We start from the raw sequence: 16,626 nt of genomic DNA on the forward strand, positions 1-16,626 counted from the left end.
GCCCCGCCGGGGCGAGCAACTTAAATCCACAGGCCTCCACGGCTTTTCCTATAGGAAAGGACGTGGGGGTCTTTTTGGTGCTGAGCATTTGTCAATGCTCGGTTGATTGGGGTGCTAACGCCGGAGCAAGCTTGAGCGATAGATTGCGTAGCGTGGGTAAAAGACCCGAATGTTGACGAGTTGACGGGGCGGCGGTCTAGACTGCCCCCGCTACGGATGCTCGGTGAGATGGTCGCCGAGGCAGCCTTTGGTAGCCGGCCCCGCATCAGGAATTACAAGGTTAAGGATGAAAACAATGACGCTTAAGCTTAGCCGCAAGTGCGCTGCAATCATTACCGCCGCAGCGGTGGCAGTCTCCGCGGGCGTTGCCGCGCCTCAGGCGGTAGCGCAGGCTCCGACTAACTCCAATCCCGCAAGTGCGGAAGTGGCTCTTGAGACCTCTAGCTTCGGAACCGAAGTGCAGAACTTAGCAACCGGCGGGGTTCAGAACTCCGAAGAGGCCGGCGCTTCCTCCGAGTCCGGGGAGGGTGCCAACGGGGCAAGTTCCGAGAGCAAGCAGCCGTTTAACCTCCTGTACTTGCTTGCCGGAGCCGTGGGGATCATCATCCTAGGAGATCTGATCCTCAGCGCGGTCAACGCTGCTAACTACACCACGATTTTCAGCCGTTAGGGCGCGGGGCCCATCCCTGAGGGTGGGTCGGCATGACGTGGTAGTAGATTTTAAGGATAATGGAACCATGAGCGAAAAGACTTTTGAGATTCGTGCATTCCGCCCTGAGGATTACCCTCAGATGCAGCATATTTACGAAGTGGGCCTCAACACCGGCCACGCGACGTACGAGACCAAGGCTATGACTTATGAGCAATTCACCAAGTCAAAGATCATGTCCACCGTCCACGTAGCGGTGGAAGCGGATGATGATTCCAAGGTCATTGGTTGGGTATCCGCCGCACCTATCTCTTCACGTTCCGTATTCCATGGAGTGGTAGAGGACTCTGTATATATTCACCCGGATGGCCAGGGCCGTGGCGTAGGTGGCGCCCTTATCGATAAGCTGATCGAGGTGTGCACGGAGCTGCACAAGTGGGCGATCCACTCCTGGATCTTCCCGGAGAATGTGGGCTCCATCAAACTGCATGAATCCCGCGGCTTCGAAAAGGTTGGAACCTACTCCCACCTGGCGAAGATGACATATGGTGAGCTCGCCGGAGAGTGGCGCGACACTGACGTATTCGAAAAGCTACTGCCAAAGCCGTCTGAGACGGCCATCAAAGTTCAAGAAAACCGCGAGGGCTAAACCAGAATTTTCAGATAGTGCCTGACGATAGCCGATTGCGCCCGACGGGCTAGCGCGCCGACGCAGCGCGCCCACCATGCTCCGGGTATAGAGCCGGTTTCGATGCTAAAAGACAATCCCGTCCTTGGACTCCGTCAGGATCAAGGTTTCCTCGCCGCATTCCGGATGCCCCGGCAGGGTAGCGTAGCTAAACCCACCGTGCGGGCGCCTGAATCCCCCTGCCTGGTTAAGTGACCCGGCAGGGTATTTCTATGCCCGCGGCGCCAATTCCTAGGCGCCTTACCACGACGCTGCCGGGCTCCAGCGGGATCCCAGAGTGGTAGACCGCGAGCCCGGCGCGGGCTTGGTCCCGCCAGCTCAGCAGTGCCTGGGCGGCCGCAACGTAGTCGCGGTGGGGAAGCGTTCGGCTCCACGTGCGTACGGGAAAGCCCGCCGTGGAGGCGAAGGTGAGCTCTTGCGAGCGTAGTTGCGCTTCCCGGCGGGCTTATAGCTTTTAATCAACGGTTTCCTTGAGGTGCTCCTCGCGCAGCGGGAAGAGCAAGATCATCGCCACGATGGTTAGTGGCACCATGAGCAGGAATACCGGCGTGAGGCCATCGTTGTAGGAATTTAAGATAGCCAGCTTGATTGGCTCCGGCATCTGGGAGACCATCTCCGGGGTCAGTGAATTCATTCCCTCGTCCCCAAAGTGCGCGGCGTAATCGCGGCCCTGCTGTCCTAGCTTGGCCAGGGCCTCCGGCATGCGGGCCTCCATCTCACCACGCATGTTGTGGATGAAGAGGGAACCAACGAGGGATGCGCCCACCGCGGAACCGATCTGGCGGAAGAAGTTGTTGGCGGCGGTGGCGGTGCCCACCAGGGAAACGGGGAAGGAGTTCTGGACGATAAGGACCAGAACCTGCATGACCAGGCCCAGACCGATGCCGAACACCAGAAGGCGGAGCCCAAGATTCGGCAGGGACGTGTCATAGGTCAAGGTAGACATCCACCACAGGCAGACGGTGGTGATGGCAAGGCCGATGATGGGGTAACGCTTGTAGTGACCGGTACGGGCGATGATAAAGCCCACCGCGGTAGAGGTGCCCATCATGCCCACCATCATTGGAATCATCATGAGGCCGGCATTGGTTGGGGTCAGGGTGTGGACCATCTGCAGGTACGTAGGCATGTAACCAAGCACGCCGAACATCGCGAGTCCCAGCATCGTACCCGCCAGAGTGGTCAGCAGCATGTTGCGGTTGCGGAACAATCCCATGGGAATGAGCGGGTTGGCGGCGCGGCGCTCGGTGAAGATGAGCAGCAGGCCAGCGGCCACGGCCGTTATGCCTAGTCCGATAATGACCGGGGAGGTCCACTCATATTCAGTTCCGCCCCACGTGGTGGTGAGGATTGTGGAGGACGTAAACAGCGCAATAAATAGCGCGCCGAGCCAGTCGAAACCAACCATGGACGAAGAGCCCTTGCGCAGTTTCAGAACGATGACGCAGACGATGAGTGCCAGCAGGCCCAGCGGGATGTTCATCCAGAGGCCCCAGCGCCAGCCGGGGCCATCCGTGAACCAGCCACCTAGGACCGGGCCCAGGACGGAGGAAAGGCCAAAGACGGAGCCCATGATGCCCATGTACTTGCCGCGCTGACGGGCGGGGATGACCTCAGCGACGATAGCCTGCGAATTGAGCATCATGGCACCGGCGCCGAAGCCCTGAATGGCTCGGCCCACGATGAGCAGGTTCATGCTCTGGGCGAAACCGCCTATCGCGGAGCCAATGATGAAGATGGCGATGCCGGTAATGTAAGGCCACTTTCGCCCCATCGTGTCGCCGAGCTTGCCTGCGATTGGCATGGCAATGGTCATGGTCACCAGGAATGAGGATATAACCCAGCTCATGTGCTCAACTCCGCCTAGTTCGCCCACGATAGTGGGCAGGGCGGTGGAGAAGATCATCTGGCCCAGGGAACTCATCAGCATGGTGAGCAGCAGGGCGATGAAGATAATGGTGACGTTCGGGGCCGCCTTGGCCGCGGAGACCGGGTGGGCGTGTTCCGCCGGCTCAGTAATTGCGGCCTCTGGCGTCACGTGTGCCTGGTCTTTCCTGACGTTTGGATTAACCACAGGGCTGGCATGGACGTCAGCATCGACGCGTGGTTCATCATGGTGATGATCAGGGTTGTTATTTACCATGTCAGTCCCTTCGAAAAAGTAGTAAGTTGCTTGGCCGCGTTGCGGAAACTGTCCGAGAATCCTTCGTCCGGCTTTTTGCAGGACATTGCCAGCCAGAGCGATTCACGCAGGAAGGAAGCAGTGATCGCTGCCTCCATTTCCAAGGAGATCTCAGTCAGCTTGCGGTCTTGGGGATGGAGCCTGAAATGTTCCGCTATGAGTTCCACGGTCTCGGAGGAATTAGCCCGGCGGCGGGCCATCAATTCCGCGGCGGCATTGGGGTCCGTGGCGATACGTTGGCGGCGCTGCCAGATCTCCTGACGAGGATCCTGGTCCGTGAAGCGGTCTCGCATGACGTTCATTATGAGTTTGATGACATTATCCGTAGGGGTATGGATAATTTGCTCACGTTCGTCATCGCTAAAAGCGGCAATAGGGGAGCCTAGGACGGCCTCATCCTTAGAGTCGAAGTAGTTGAAAAAGGTCCGCCGCGATATCCCAGCGTCCTCGCAGATTTCTTCCACGGTGACCTCTTTGAAGCCGCGCTCATCGACGAGGCGCGTAGCGGCGTCCTCGATACTCCGGCGAGTATCTCGGCGTTTTTGTTCGCGAAGTCCAATAGTCTCTGTTTCTTGCACGAGGTGCAACCTTACACCCGGGTGCACTTTTTCTCCAAGTGCAACTTTGCACTAAGTGCAAAAGTCTAGTTGGGGATGTAAAAAGCGCCCACTTACTGGGCGCAGTGGGCGCTAACGTCGCGCGGGCGAAGGGGATAAGTATCGACGAAAAGGACTTATTCCCGGGTCAACATAGCCGCGACAATAATTTGGCCGCCTTCGACGTATTCGGCAACGATTCCGTCCTCGGTCTGGGTAAATGACCACGTGCCAGTGGGATTGCACTTCGAATTCAGCGGGTTGGCCTTGAATACCACCGCGGCGTTATCAATCTGTGCATCGGATAGGAATACCTGGCACCCCTGGCGCGGGTAGACCAGCAGTCCCTCGTCACCGGTAATCGATACTGCCCCAAGCCAAGTGGAGGGGTTATCCGCCTGGATGGCGTTGCGGAAGGCGCCGGAATATGTGCCCGTTAATTCGCTTACCTCTTGGGGAACAATGGCATCTACGGAGTCCGAGGATGGGAAATTCTCAGTGATGGGCTGAGGTTGCGGCTTGGAAAGCCCAATGGCTCCAGCGACAATCGCCGCAATCGCGGCCAAAACCAACACCGCGATGCCCGTGCCGACTACCAAGCGCCTGGTGGAAGCGGACTCCTTAGCGGGGCCGAACGTGTTGGCGGGGTTTCCTGACGGGGAGGCCGGAGACCCAGGCGGCTGGGAAATGGGCTGCGAGCTATGGGGCATGGCGTACATTCTAAAAGCCACAACCCCGCCAGCACCACTCGAGATCCTTGAAAGGACCGGTAGCAATGCCAACGGGGCGAAAAGATCTACTCGGCTGTACCAGCCGCGCTATCTAGCGGCGGGACTCCGGATCGGAGTAGTCAACCACGGAGTACTCCTGCAGCTTCGCCAGCTGGTGGAGGGACTCGATGTAGCGGACGGTGCCGGACTTGGAACGCATAACCAGGGAACGGGTGGTGGCACCGTTCTTGCGATAGGAAACGCCACGCACCATGTCACCGTTGGTCACGCCGGTCGCGGAGAAGTAGCAGTTATCGGAAGAAACCAGGTCATCGAGGGTCAGCACCTTGTCCAGGTCGTGGCCGGCCGCGCGCGCCTTTTCCGCCTCGGCTTCGTCCTTCGGCCACAGCTTGCCCTGAATCTCGCCGCCCATGCACTTCATCGCGCATGCGGTAATGATTCCCTCGGGAGTTCCGCCAATGCCCATAGCCATATCGATGGAGTTGGTGGTCTGCGCGGTGGCGATCGCGCCGGCTACGTCGCCGTCCATGATCAGGCGGACCTTGGCACCCGCCTCGCGAATCTCCTTGATGAGCTGCTCATGGCGTGGGCGATCGAGGACCACAACCACCACGTCGGACGGCTTGAGGCCCTTAGCCTCGGCCACGGCCTCAATGTTTTCCTTCACCGACTTATTGATATCAATCTTGCCCTTAGCCTCCGGGCCAACCGCGATCTTGTTCATGTAGAACACCGCGGAAGGATCGAACATGGCGCCACGCTCGGTAGCGGCAATCACGGAAATAGCGTTTGGGCGGCCCTCTGCCATGAGCCGGGTGCCGTCCACCGGGTCCACTGCGATGTCCATCTCCGGGCCCTCACCGGTGCCCACCTTTTCGCCGTTGTAGAGCATCGGAGCCTCGTCCTTTTCGCCCTCGCCGATGACCACAACGCCATTCATCTCCACGGAGTTGATGAGCTGGCGCATAGCATCGACCGCCGCGCCGTCACCCTCATTCTTCAATCCGCGGCCAACCCAACGGCCAGAGGCAAGCGCCGCCGCCTCGGTGACGCGCACGAGCTCCATTGCTAGGTTGCGGTCCGGTCCATGCACTGGTTTCTCAGACATAAAAGTGGTGCCTTCCTTACTTGATGGCAAAAGAGGTTATAACAAACTTGTCCGTAGCCGGACTAAGTGCCCGCGCTGCTTCCTTTTCCATTCTTCCATTTTTAGCCTCTATAAATTCCGTATTTAACCCCCGAAAGTGGGATTGAGGGGTGATAACCAGTCAATCGCGCGGGAAATGGCAGGTGATAGCTCCATAGTTCGCAATGTTGCGGGGGAACGTGAAATACTGGTGCGCGTGGCAAGTGAGAACAAACCTAAAGTCTTCGAGACTGGTAGAGACATGATTTTGTCCATCGGCGTCATTGTCGTTGCGATGTTTGCAGTGGTGGGTGCCACTGGGCTGTGCACTATCAACCCAGAAGACTCACAGCAAGGCCCGGTGCGTGAAGTTGATGCGCGCTCCTTTTTGGATCTGGAGGCACGCTCGACCGGCATTGCAATCCGCATCCCGGAGGTGCCGGAGGGGTGGTACACCAACTCGGCGCGCCGCCAATCACTTGCTGGGGAGCTGGCATCGACGGTGGGCTTCGTATCTCCTAATGACGGCTACGTCTCCGCCACTCAGACCAATGTTGGTTTGCCCGAGGCGGCCAAGCAGTTTGACGGCAATTTCCGCCCCGATGAACGCACTGTCGACGTGGAGGGCGTAGAGGCGACCGTCTATAGCTCAGAGGATGAGGAGGTGCGCCCGGTCTGGGCCGCCGACCTGGGGGACGTCCGCTTAGTACTGTCAGGTTCCGCATCCGAGGCGGATTTCACCACGGTGCTAGAGTCCTTCATCGATGCGCCGGTGGCCGATGGCGTGGGTTCCGCGCCGGAAGGCGGCGTGGGAGCGTCCACGCAATCTTCCCAGTAGTCAGACATAGTTCAAGGCCCTTCCCAGCTTGGGGGAGGGCCCTGAACTCTTTAGAAGGGCAGAACCTAGGCTGAGAAGGTTACCGTAGCGATTTCGAGCGCGTTGAGCGCTTCGGGGTCGGCGCCGTCTGCCGACGCCTCCACCGGCTTTTCCTCAACCGTCACCGCCACCCCGGGGCCGGAGGCTGCCTCCTCCAGCTCCTTCGCGCTAAGACCGGAGATCTTTTGCTTGCCCACGTACACCTCAATCCTTTCCTTCGACGCGGAAGGGGTGATGATAATGTCCGCCACCTTTCCATCCTCGAAGGATAGGGCGATGGAGCCGGAGAAATAGGTATACAGCCCGGATGTTTGGGTATGCGGGGAGCCAAAGAATTCCTCCACTGTCCTTTCCTTGTCGCCAAAGAAAATGGATCCAGCGGAGCCCGATGCGGACACGAAATCCACGCGCTCACCCGGGTAGCCATAAATGCGCATTGCCATATCTAGAATTCCTCTCCGTCTTCCTGCTTGTCCGCCCCATCGATGGGGCTGCCCGCTGCTTCGGCCTTGCCCAGCGCGGCCTCGACGCGGGCCGCAGCGCCATCCAGATGGGACTCGCACGCCCTGGCCAGCGCCTCGCCACGTTCCCAGTACTTCAGGGATTCGTCTAGGCCCATCTGCCCCAGTTCTAGGATCTTGACGGTTTCAATTAACTCATCGCGAGCCTGTTCGTAGCTCAATTCCTCGACCGGGGTAAAAGCATCCTGGCCGGGCTGGCCGGTGCCGAATGAATCGCTCATAATCGTGGTGTCCTTGTATTTTGTCGAAAGTTTATAGTGTTCGCGGTGCAGGCAAAGGGGTTAGTCCGCCTGTTTAGCGGCCATGGACGCGGCCGTGATGGAGCCATCGCCCACGCGGATGCGCAGCTGGGACCCGGGCGGGGACTGCGTGTAAGACGTCACTACCTGTGGACCGGAACCGTCCCGCGGGATTACCTGAACAATCGCGTAGCCGCGGTCCAAGGTAGCCGAAGGCCCCAGCGTAGTGATCTGGGAACGTAGGGAGGCCACGCGCGTGCCCTCACGGTCGAGCAAATGCCCAATATCCCGGCGCATCATCAACCGAGCGCGCTCAAGCTCATCCCGACGCGCGCGGATAGGGGTCATTGGATCCGCCATCGCCGGGCGGGAACGCAGGTTTTCCACCCCGCGACGCTCGCGCTCGACCCAGGTCCTCAGTGACGCGGCCATTCGCCCGCGGGCCTCATCGATAAGGGCGTATTCCTCGTTGACGGCGGGGACCACGCGCTTGGCGGCGTCGGTAGGTGTAGCGGCCCTGAGATCCGCGGCGTTATCGAGCAGCGGGCAGTCCGGCTCATGCCCGATCGCCGATACCACCGGTGTGCGTGCTGCGGCCACCGCGCGAAGCAACGCCTCCTCGCTAAACGGCAGCAGATCCTCAACCGAGCCGCCACCGCGGGCAATGATGATGACATCCACGGCGGGGTCAGCATCCAAGACCTTCAACGCGGCCGTGACTTCCTTGACCGTATTGACGCCCTGGACGGCGGTGTTGATGACCTTGAATTTCACCGCCGGCCACCGATCCTGCGCTACCGCCATAACGTCACGCTGGGCGTGGGAGTCACGGCCCGTAATCAATCCAACGGTGGTGGGCAGGAAGGGCAGCGGCCTCTTCCGTGAGGGATCAAAAAGCCCTTCTTTTGTGAGCTCTTGGCGCAGCATCTCGATCTTGGCCAGCAATTCGCCGATACCCACCGGGCGGATCGCGGTGGTCCACAGGGAAAAACTGCCGCGCCCTGCGTAAAAGGCCGGCTTTCCGCAGACCACCACGCGATCGCCGTCCTTGGGCGGGGATGGCAGGGAGGTCAACAGGTTAGTGGGGCAGGTCAGCTGGACGGAAGTCTCCTTCTCCGTATCCCGCAGCGTGAGGTAGGACAGCTTCCAGCTGGGCTTCACATTGACCTGGGTGAGCTGGCCTTCGACCCATACCTGGCCCATGCGTTCGATCCAGCCTTTGACCAGATCGTTGACCTTGGATACCGACCAGGCGGTCTCTGGCGTGTTGGCCAGCTTGCTCATGAAACTCCTCCCGCGGGTACTCTTACTGTGCCCAAGCGTGCCTATTCGCTTGCATCTGCCGGCCGACGCGCCCGTGCGGGGGAGCGCCGAATCCGGCCTAAATCAGGGCGGGTACCCAGCCTTGTCCATCCAGTCTATTGTTTTTCCGGACCTTTCGTTACTCTGGGGGACATGACTGATGCAGGAAAGAACGTTCTCCTCGCCGCGCCCCGCGGCTACTGTGCCGGTGTTGACCGTGCCGTTGATACCGTTGAACAGGCCCTAGAGAAGTATGGCGCCCCGATTTACGTGCGCAAGCAGATTGTGCACAATCGCTACGTAGTTGAATCCCTGTCCGAACGCGGCGTGATCTTCGTTGACGAGGCCTCGGAGGCCCCGGAGGGTGCGCACCTAGTCTTTTCTGCTCACGGTATTGCCCCGAGCGTGCGCGAGGAAGCCTCCGCGCGCCGCCAGCTAACCCTGGACGCCACCTGCCCGCTGGTGACTAAGGTCCACAATGAGGCCAAGCGCTTTGCTCGCGATGGCTTCCACATCCTCCTCATCGGCCATGAGGGCCACGAAGAGGTTGAAGGCACCGCCGGAGAGGCCCCCGAGGTGACCCACTTGGTTGATGGTGTCGCCGGCGTGGAGAAGCTGCCCGAGTTCTTGCAAGATGAAAAACTCATCTGGCTTTCCCAAACCACGCTGTCCGTGGATGAGACCATCGAGATCGTCAACAAGCTGCGTGAGCGCTTCCCGCACCTGCAGAATCCGCCTTCGGATGACATCTGCTACGCGACCCAGAACCGTCAGGAATCCGTCAAGGCCATCGCGCCCAAGTGTGACCTGATGATCGTCGTGGGTTCGGCTAACTCCTCGAATTCGGTCCGCTTAGTCGAGGTGGCCCTGGAAGCGGGCGCCAAGTCCTCCTACCTGGTGGATTTCGCCAAGGAAATCGATGAAGAGTGGCTTGAGGGCGTTAACACCGTGGGCGTTACCTGCGGCGCCTCGGTTCCGGAGCTGCTGGTGCGCGAAGTGTTGGAATTCCTCGACCAGCGTGGGTATAGCAACGTCGAGCAGGTCACCACTACCACGGAGACCATCCAGTTCGCGCTCCCACGTGAGCTGCGCGAAGCGCGCAACAAGACCGCGCGCAACAAGACCGCGGGTGCCAAGGCGGCGGGCAACAAGGCCCTGTAGGTAAGCGTGTAGTGACTCGCTAAAGAGCCCACCGGTCTTGTGCTGCGCGTTGGCCTAAAGGAAGCCTTTATAAGAGCGGGCCGTCCTAATCGCCGTAAAGATTGTCATCGAGGCGGCTGCGGCGGTTGGGCTTGGCGCTGTGCGGATCTTTCGGCTGGCCCTGGACGCCGTCAGGAGTCTTCTGCTGGTAGCTAGCCGGCTGGGCCGTGGTTTGCTCGTAGCGTGGCAACTGCGGCGCGCTCGGCTGCCCCGCTCGGCGGTTCGGGTCGGGGCGGCGGCCCCGGTCGAATTCCTCAGCCACGCGGGATTGGCGTTCCACATTGTGGCGCGCTGCCGCCTGCTCCGATTGCTCGCGCGCGATGCGCGCACGCTCCACGCGCTCGGCGTGGGCGCTATCCGCGGCGGGTTTGTTGGCGCGGGCGCGCTCTATGCGCTCACGCGCCTCCGCCTCGCGACGCGCGGCCTGCTCACGGCGGCGTTCTTCGCGGTTACGGGCCTCGTCACCGCCGCGCACGCTGCTTGGGCGCCTGCGCTGCGTGGCGTTGGAGCGTTCAACCAACTCGGCGACGGACAGGCGCTGATTACGCTCACGCGCCCGATTGGAAACCTCACGGTTGCGGCGGTCGGCCTCGGCCGCTATGCGGCGCGAGGTCTGTGCCTTTTCTTCCCGTGCCCTATCCCCGCGGCTGCGGAGCATGAGCCGGAGCACCGCGATAAGAATGGTCGCGATGGTAACCGTGATGAGCAGCGGGAAAAGCTGAATCAACGGGTACACGGACGTGATCAATGCGGTGCGGGAAAAAGGGGAGGCGTTGTCTGTAGCCTGGGCGCGCGTGACCAGCCAGCCCGTGATTACCGTGGCGATGCCGAAGAGGAGCGGCAGGGATGCCACGGTGAGAAACAGCCCGCGAACCTCGACGAAGAAGGTCGCCACTATCGCCGCTATGGCAAAAATTACCCCGTACTGCCAGCCGATGTTGGCCATCAGCATGGAGAGGATGGCGCCAGTAGCTAGCGCGGCACACACAATCGCCACGCTGCTGGCGATGGGTAGGCTAGCCCCGCGCAAGGAAGAGGATTTTCGAGTAGTCCTCTTAACCTTCGCTTTTGCACGTGGTTGGGATTGAGCGTGTGACACGCTGAGAAAGTTTACCCCGAGGGAGGTTGACTTTTGTCTTTAACGCACCCGCAAGCCCGCGAAAGATGCGGGCGTCACCCGCCGCTTAGCCCAACTGGGCGCCCCGAGGTAAAGCCGGGCGATATCGCGTTATTGGCCGCCGCCCATTCGCCGCGGCCAATCCTCGACGGGCTTTAGCACCGTAGGGTGGCGGTCCGCCCTTCCCGGAATGTCCATCTCCGCGAGCCTGCGGGCGGTGACCATCACGCGGGAATCCAGGCTTGCGATTGTTTGATTGTAGGCCTCCACCGCGCGCTCGAGCCCCTTGCCCACCTTGTTGTAGTGCTCACCCATCGTGTTGATGCGGGAGTATAAGTCCCTACCCAGGCGTTGCACCTCACGGGCCTTGTCAGACATGTCTTCTTGCTGCCAACCCAGTGCTACGGTGCGCAAGAGCGCAAAAAGCGTCGATGGGGTGGCGATGACCACACCGCGTTCAAAGGCGTGCTCAAGCAGCTCGTTGTCCACCGATAATGCCGCATCGAGGAATGGATCGGCCGGGACGAAGAGAATTACAAACTCCGGAGTGGGGAAGAACGCCCCCACGTAATCCTTGGAGCCCAAGGCGTTGACGTGATTGCGCAGCAGATGGGCATGACGGCGGAGGTAAGCGGCGTGTTCCTCCGGGTCCTGGGATTCGAGGGCGTCCAGGTAGGAGCTGAAGGGAACCTTGGCGTCTACCACCACGTTGCGCCCACCAGCCAAGTGGATCACCAGGTCGGGGCGGTAGGTTTTGCCATCAACCGTGGCGGTGACTTGACTGTCGAAATCTACGTGTTTGAGCATGCCGCCGAGCTCCACCACGCGCTCGAGCTGCATCTCGCCCCAGCGGCCGCGCACGTTGGGGGAGCGAAGCGCGGTGACCAGCTGGTCCGTTTTGTCATTCAACCGTGTCGACGTCCTAGCCATGGACTGGACCTGGCTGGTCAGCGAGGCAAAGGCCGTAGCCCGGTCGGCCTCCAATTCCTTCAGCTGGATCCCCAGGCGATACAAAGCCTTCTCTAGGGGTGCCAGGCTGCGTTCCATCTCCTCCTGGCGCTGGCCCGCGGCGGCCAGGGCCGCCTGCTGGGAGCGGGCCTGACTTTCCTCGAGCAGCTCAAGCAGCCGCTCTTGGTCGCGCCCCGGCCCCTCCACGGCCGGTTGTCCACCGGATTCGGGGTGGGTGGTGGGGCGAAGGTAGGCGTGGCCCAGCCACCCAAGCATCGCGCCGATTGCGAGGCCTAGGAAAAGCAATAGCACGGGCAAGGTAGTACTCATGGAACCTACCTAACCACCCGTGCCAGACATGCGGCTAGTTAACGCCCTCTTCTATGGAAAATTTGTTCTACAACTGCGCGCGCCTTCTTCAGGCCTTCGCGTGCACTGGGGTGGTCCAGCTTGGTTGGGGAGGAGTCCAAGTTGAGATTGTCTGGGGTGCGACTGTGGGAAGAGTCCACGCCGCCGGAGGCCGAGCCGGCAGGGGATTGCTCACTGCGCGCAATCTGGGCGCGCTGTATGGCGGATTGCTCCTCGGTATACTTGCCCACCAGATGCCCGGCCACCGTGGCAAAGGGGATATCCTCGACCGTTTTTTCACCGGATTGCAGTTGCAGCATGTCCTGCATGTAGCGGTAGGCCACGGCGATGGTCGCGACCGTCGGAACCGCGAGGAACGCGCCGACGAGATTGAACAACGTGCCGCCAACCGTCACGGAAATCAGCACCACGACGGGGTGCAGGTTCATCGCCCTGGACTGCAGCCATGGGGAAAGCAGGTTAGATTCAACCTGCTGGACTATGAGCACGAGAATGAGTACCGCGATGGCCTGGGAGAAACCCAGGGACACCAAAGCGATGGTTACAGACAAAGCGCCGGCCACTATTGCGCCCACGAACGGGATAAAGCCCGCGATGAAGGTGATTATTGCCAGTGTCAGGGCCAGGGGCACGCCGATGATGACTAGGCCTAAGCCGATGAGAACGGCGTCCACGGCGGAGACCATGGCCTGTGCGCGAATGAAGCCGCCAAGGGTATTCCACGCGCGGGTGAGTGCCTCGGTCAGATGCCACCCGGCGCGGCGGCCCGTGGCCCTGCGCAACCATGGCAAAAATGCATGCCCGTCCTTCAAGAAAAAGAACGTGAGCACGACCACGATGATCATGGTGACTACCAACGAGGTTGCCGTGCCGATACCGGAGAATACGCTGCCCGCGATATCCCCGGCGCGCCGCTGCAGCAGCGATGCCACCTCATCTACGTAGCGGTAGATGTCCTCTGGGTTGAGGTTCAATGGGGGTCCCTGAGCCCACAGCTGCAGGCGCTGGATTCCTTCCACGGTCTGCAGGTACAGGGTCTGGGATTGGCGGGCGAAGTTAGGCGCGATGTAGGCGATCAGCGCGGTAATGATGCCAAAGAACCCCAGCATTGTCAGCAGTGCGGCTATGGCGCCGGGCACCCCCACTCGCCGCAGCTTGCCGGAAATCGGCGCTAAAACCGTGCAGATAAGCAGGGCCAAGACTATGGGGAGCAGGCCGCCCCAAAAGTTTCCCAGCATACGGCCGGCGGCGTACAGGAACGCGCCGATTACCAACAGGCGCAGCGCCCATAGGGCGGCGTTGGTGGCCATCGCGCTGAGCACAACGCTGCGGTCTAATTGTTCCCCAGGAGGGTGGGGCGAGATTGAATCAAGCTCGGCGGGGTCAACGCTGTCATCAAACTTCTTGCCCACCGTTGTATCGGCATGCTGCGCTTGCACCTCGGACGCCGATTCGCTGGAGCCTTCGCGAGCTGCTTCGGTGGCTGGGCCAAGCGTGGGCTCTGCGGCCGAGGGCGCTAGTGACTTCGCGATGGAAGGCGATTCATCTTTGCTGGAACTCACCCTTACATAGTGCCCTAAAACCGCCCATTAGTGGTGTTGCGCAGGCCAATGGGCGCTGCGCCATGCCGCGGCGCAGGGGGAAGTGGGCTGGTGATGGCCAGGTTTGCCCACAAGTGCGTTAGGATTGTGCGCGTGAGTCTTACATTAGGAATCGTCGGCCTGCCAAACGTTGGCAAGTCCACATTGTTTAACGCCCTGACCCGTTCGGACATCCTGGCTGCGAATTACCCGTTCGCCACCATTGAGCCCAATGTTGGCTTGGTGGAGCTGCCGGATCCCCGATTGAACCGCCTTGCGGAGATCTTCGAATCTGAGCGCATCCTCCCGGCGACGGTGTCCTTCGTGGACATTGCCGGCATCGTCGAGGGGGCGTCAAAGGGTGAAGGCATGGGCAACGCGTTCCTGTCTAATATCCGTGAGGCGGATGCTATCTGCCAGGTTGTGCGAGCATTCGCCGATGACAACGTCATTCACGTTGACGGCAAGGTAGATCCAACCCACGATATCTCCGTTATCAACACTGAGCTCATCCTCGCCGACCTGCAGACCGTCGAAAAGGCCCTTCCGCGCCTGGAGAAGGAAGCGCGAAAGAATAAGGATCTGGCCGAGGTGGTAGAAGCTACCAAGAAGGCCCAGGAGATCCTCGAGGATGACCGCACCCTGTTCGCCGCGGCCAAGAATGGTGAGATTGACTTAAAGCTGGTCCGCGAGCTGCACCTGATGACCGCCAAGCCATTCCTGTATGTCTTCAACTCCGATGAAGAGGTACTGACGGACGAGGCGAAGAAGGAGGAGCTTCGCGCCTTGGTAGCGCCGGCCGATTGCGTCTTTCTCGACGCCAAGACTGAGACCGAGCTTCTCGAGCTCGAAGAAGACGAGGCCCTCGAATTGCTGGAGTCCGTAGGCCAAGAGGAGCCTGGTCTGGCGACTCTTGCTAAGGCCGGCTTCCACACGTTGGGCCTGCAGACCTACCTGACCGCCGGCCCCAAGGAGGCCCGCGCCTGGACCATCAAGCAAGGTTCCGCGGCGCCGCAGGCCGCGGGCGTCATCCATACGGATTTCGAGAAGAAGTTTATTAAGGCTGAGATCGTGGCCTTCGATGACCTCGATGAGCTGGGCTCCATGGCGGAGGCCAAGGCACACGGAAAGGTCCGCCAGGAGGGCAAGGACTACATCATGCAAGATGGCGACGTGTGCGATTTTAAGATCGGCGGCTAACCAACCCCGACCAGCCAGCTGCCCTTTCGCCGGGTGAAAAATCCGGCGGAAGGGCAGCTGTTTTATAACCCGCCATCGTGCTAAAGCGGCGACCCGGTGGCTTCCTCGAATCGGACCATTATTGCCGAGTTCTTTAGTAGCCCCGCCGCGGCGCCACGACGCGGTTGCCCTAGGGCCCGGAATTGCGAAAACTTGGAAACCATCGTGCCTTGTCAGGCCATCTGGATCGATTCACAAGTTTAAATTATGGTTTGACCTGCTTTATCGCGGTAGGACACTATCTAAAGGTGTTTAAAGTAGGAAAAGCCTTTACAGCATTGATGGCCACCATGGCCGCTGCATCCCTGGCCGCATGCTCGGCGACCGGCGGGGCGCCGCGTCCCGGCGAAGACGGTGAGACGGCAGGTGGAGTAGACACCCCGCGTTACGTAGTTTCCATGGTCACCCACGGGGCACCAGGGGATACCTACTGGGACTTGGTCCGCACTGGCGCCGAGGAAGCGGCGAAGAAAAACAATATCGAGCTGCGCTACTCATCTGACCCCGAGGCGCCTAACCAGGCCAACTTGGTCCAGACCGCCATAGATTCCGGGGTGGATGGCATTGCCGTAACCATGCCGAACCCAGGGGCGATTGGCTCCTCCGCGCAGGCAGCGGTCGATGCCGGAATCCCCGTAGTGGGGCTCAACGCCGGCATGGACGAATATCAGGAGTACGGCATGACCGGCTTTTTTGGCCAGGATGAAACCATCGCCGGCACCCGTGCCGGTGAGCGTCTGGCCGAAGAGGGCGCGGAGAAGGTTCTGTGCGTCATCCATGAGGAGGGTAACTCTTCCCAGGAAGCGCGCTGCGCTGGCGTCAAGGACGGCATGCGCGGCGGCGACGTGGAGATCCTTTATGTCAACGGTCAGGACCTGACTTCTGCCCAGGCCACCATGCAAACCAAGCTCTCCCAGGACCCATCCATCGATACGGTCTTCGGGCTGCAGGCGCCCGTGGCGATGCGCGCTATTGAGGCGATTGAAGACGCCGGCTCCGATGCCGAGGTTGTCACCTTCGATACCAATGCCGAGTTGGTGGACGCTATTGCCGACGGCCGCGTGAAGTGGGCCGTGGACCAGCAGCCGTATCTCCAGGGTTACCTAGCCGTTGACTCCCTTTGGGTAGCAAAGCGCAACGGGGGAACCTTTGGCGGAGGCCAGCCGGTCTTTACCGGCCCAAGTTTCGTGGATTCCACCAATGTTGAGCAGATTTCCGAGGCGGCTAAGGCTGGTCTGCGATGAACCAGACCACCGCAGCGG

At 60.5% G+C, this 16,626-nt stretch carries 16 protein-coding genes and 2 pseudogenes; 6 read left to right on the plus strand and 12 right to left on the minus strand.

Going from position 1 to position 16,626, the window contains the following annotated elements; all coding sequences use genetic code 11:
* The first annotated feature begins 295 nt into the window (after positions 1-295).
* A complete protein-coding gene (locus CENDO_RS04085; RefSeq protein ID WP_136140905.1) occupies positions 296-670 on the plus strand; it encodes a hypothetical protein in 375 nt (124 codons plus the stop codon).
* 67 nt (positions 671-737) lie between these two features.
* Entirely contained in the window at positions 738-1,298 is a 561-nt protein-coding gene (locus tag CENDO_RS04090) for a GNAT family N-acetyltransferase (protein WP_136140906.1), read from the plus strand.
* Positions 1,299-1,403: 105 nt separating this feature from the next.
* On the opposite strand, the pseudogene CENDO_RS11430 reads toward CENDO_RS04090, so the two are convergent.
* The 6 genes and pseudogenes from CENDO_RS11430 to glpX all read right to left on the minus strand — a co-directional run.
* Positions 1,404-1,484: pseudogene (locus CENDO_RS11430) on the minus strand (DUF1990 family protein); the annotation flags it as partial.
* 40 nt (positions 1,485-1,524) lie between these two features.
* Positions 1,525-1,680: pseudogene (locus CENDO_RS11435) on the minus strand (DUF1990 family protein); the annotation flags it as partial.
* Positions 1,681-1,791: 111 nt separating this feature from the next.
* Positions 1,792-3,480, minus strand: a complete 1,689-nt coding sequence (locus tag CENDO_RS04105; protein WP_136140907.1) for an MDR family MFS transporter — start codon at positions 3,478-3,480, stop codon at positions 1,792-1,794.
* Entirely contained in the window at positions 3,474-4,097 is a 624-nt protein-coding gene (locus CENDO_RS04110) for a TetR family transcriptional regulator (protein ID WP_168707166.1), read from the minus strand. The genes CENDO_RS04105 and CENDO_RS04110 overlap by 7 nt, the downstream gene beginning before the upstream one ends.
* A gap of 155 nt (positions 4,098-4,252) precedes the next feature.
* A complete protein-coding gene (locus CENDO_RS04115; RefSeq protein WP_136140909.1) occupies positions 4,253-4,825 on the minus strand; it encodes a hypothetical protein in 573 nt (190 codons plus the stop codon).
* Positions 4,826-4,937: 112 nt separating this feature from the next.
* The gene (gene glpX / locus CENDO_RS04120; protein WP_136140910.1) at positions 4,938-5,954 is read right to left on the minus strand and encodes a class II fructose-bisphosphatase; all 1,017 of its coding nucleotides are present in this window, start codon (positions 5,952-5,954) and stop codon (positions 4,938-4,940) included.
* Between the two features lie 235 nt (positions 5,955-6,189).
* Here glpX and CENDO_RS04125 point away from each other — a divergent pair, with 235 nt between their 5' ends.
* On the plus strand, positions 6,190-6,810 hold the full coding sequence (locus CENDO_RS04125) for a DUF4245 domain-containing protein (RefSeq protein ID WP_136140911.1): 621 nt from the start codon (positions 6,190-6,192) through the stop codon (positions 6,808-6,810).
* 65 nt (positions 6,811-6,875) lie between these two features.
* Here the strand turns inward: CENDO_RS04125 and CENDO_RS04130 are convergent, their stop codons facing one another.
* From CENDO_RS04130 to xseA, 3 genes are read right to left on the minus strand one after another with little or no spacing between them, the layout of a single operon-like run.
* Complete coding sequence (locus tag CENDO_RS04130) at positions 6,876-7,292, minus strand: hypothetical protein (protein WP_210726567.1); 417 nt, start codon at positions 7,290-7,292, stop codon at positions 6,876-6,878.
* 2 nt (positions 7,293-7,294) lie between these two features.
* Positions 7,295-7,591, minus strand: a complete 297-nt coding sequence (locus tag CENDO_RS04135) for an exodeoxyribonuclease VII small subunit (RefSeq protein WP_136140912.1) — start codon at positions 7,589-7,591, stop codon at positions 7,295-7,297.
* 60 nt (positions 7,592-7,651) lie between these two features.
* Entirely contained in the window at positions 7,652-8,893 is a 1,242-nt protein-coding gene (gene xseA / locus CENDO_RS04140; RefSeq protein WP_136140913.1) for an exodeoxyribonuclease VII large subunit, read from the minus strand.
* A 171-nt stretch (positions 8,894-9,064) separates the two neighbouring features.
* Between xseA and CENDO_RS04145 the strand changes: the two genes are divergently transcribed.
* Positions 9,065-10,072, plus strand: coding sequence for a 4-hydroxy-3-methylbut-2-enyl diphosphate reductase (locus CENDO_RS04145; protein WP_136140914.1), 1,008 nt, complete (start codon positions 9,065-9,067; stop codon positions 10,070-10,072).
* An 85-nt stretch (positions 10,073-10,157) separates the two neighbouring features.
* Here the strand turns inward: CENDO_RS04145 and CENDO_RS04150 are convergent, their stop codons facing one another.
* The 3 genes from CENDO_RS04150 to CENDO_RS04160 all read right to left on the minus strand — a co-directional run bounded on the left by CENDO_RS04150 (position 10,158) and on the right by CENDO_RS04160 (position 13,984).
* Entirely contained in the window at positions 10,158-11,210 is a 1,053-nt protein-coding gene (locus CENDO_RS04150) for an MFS transporter (protein WP_136140915.1), read from the minus strand.
* 129 nt (positions 11,211-11,339) lie between these two features.
* Positions 11,340-12,506: a DNA recombination protein RmuC gene (locus CENDO_RS04155; RefSeq protein ID WP_136140916.1), complete on the minus strand. Its 1,167-nt coding sequence runs from the start codon at positions 12,504-12,506 to the stop codon at positions 11,340-11,342.
* A 38-nt stretch (positions 12,507-12,544) separates the two neighbouring features.
* Entirely contained in the window at positions 12,545-13,984 is a 1,440-nt protein-coding gene (locus CENDO_RS04160; protein ID WP_136142136.1) for an AI-2E family transporter, read from the minus strand.
* A gap of 255 nt (positions 13,985-14,239) precedes the next feature.
* Between CENDO_RS04160 and ychF the strand changes: the two genes are divergently transcribed.
* A complete protein-coding gene (gene ychF / locus CENDO_RS04165; RefSeq protein ID WP_136140917.1) occupies positions 14,240-15,325 on the plus strand; it encodes a redox-regulated ATPase YchF in 1,086 nt (361 codons plus the stop codon).
* A gap of 320 nt (positions 15,326-15,645) precedes the next feature.
* Entirely contained in the window at positions 15,646-16,608 is a 963-nt protein-coding gene (locus tag CENDO_RS04170) for a substrate-binding domain-containing protein (protein ID WP_136142137.1), read from the plus strand.
* Positions 16,609-16,626 lie beyond the last annotated feature (18 nt).

This window comes from Corynebacterium endometrii (assembly GCF_004795735.1).
Taxonomy (GTDB): Bacteria; Actinomycetota; Actinomycetes; order Mycobacteriales; family Mycobacteriaceae; genus Corynebacterium; species Corynebacterium endometrii.